This is a genomic window from Microbacterium sp. zg.Y909, assembly GCF_024626565.1.
Genome location: NZ_JANJFJ010000574.1, coordinates 1 through 904, shown reverse-complemented (window position 1 = coordinate 904; position 904 = coordinate 1). Strand labels below are relative to the sequence as shown.

2 protein-coding genes are annotated in these 904 nt (G+C 74.2%); both read left to right on the top strand.

Features of this window, described 5'->3' with window-relative positions:
• Nucleotides 1–479: DUF2332 domain-containing protein (locus NQ160_RS23010; protein WP_257517338.1), on the top strand; the 479-nt coding region annotated here is incomplete at its 5' end.
• Between the two features lie 9 nt (nucleotides 480–488).
• Nucleotides 489–749 (top strand): DUF3263 domain-containing protein, encoded by a 261-nt coding sequence (locus tag NQ160_RS23005; RefSeq protein WP_257517337.1) that lies wholly within the window; start codon nucleotides 489–491, stop codon nucleotides 747–749.
• The last annotated feature ends 155 nt before the right edge of the window (nucleotides 750–904 follow it).

Genomic DNA, 904 nt, shown 5'->3' with positions numbered 1-904 from the left:
AGATCGTGTGGCGTGCCGGGATCGATCTGGAGCCCCTCGACCCGCGCGACCCCGACACCGAGCGCTGGCTCACCGGCCTGGTGTGGCCGGGGGAGACCGGCCGCGCCGAGCGCGTGCGTCAGGCGCTGCGCGTCGCGGCATCCGACCCGCCCCTGCTGGTCGCCGGAGACGGGGCGGAGCGGATCGCGCAGGTCGCCGCCCTTGCACCGCCCGATGCCACGCTCGTCGTCACCACTCCCGGCGTGCTCGCGCTCATGCCCTGGCCGGTGCGTCACGCAACGATCGCCGCAGCCCGCGCCGCGGGGCGATGGGTGAGCATCGACGCCCCCGCCCTGCACGAGGGATGGACGGCCCCGATCGACCTCGCCGAGTGGCCGGGCGGCTTCGCCGTGGCTCTCGACGGCGAGGTGGTCGCCGCGGCCGACCCGCTCGGCGGGTGGCTGGAGTGGCGCGCGGGCGATGCCGCGCCGCCGCGTTAGCGTGGAGGGGTGCCCCTGACTCCTCGCGACCGCGCGATTCTCGACTTCGAGGCGAACTGGTCACGTCACGGGCCGCGCAAAGAAGAGGCGATCCACACCCATCTCGGCCTGTCGCCGGCGCGGTACTACCAGCTGCTGGGGCGGCTGCTCGACACCACCGAGGCACTGGAGTACGACCCCATGCTGGTGTCGCGTCTGCGCCGCATCCGCGATGCCCGCGAGCAGGCGCGGCGAGCCCGCGTCGCGATGAGCCCGCGCGTGGCCAGGTAGCATTCCAGGGTGGCCAGAACGACCTACCCGAAGGATCGCTTCGACCAGCTTCCGGCCGGCAGCGGCCGCACCGGCGCGCACCGGGCCGAGAATCCGCACATGCGGGGCTGGGTCGTGCTGCTGTGGGCTGCGCTCGCCACGGTGGTGCTCGTCGC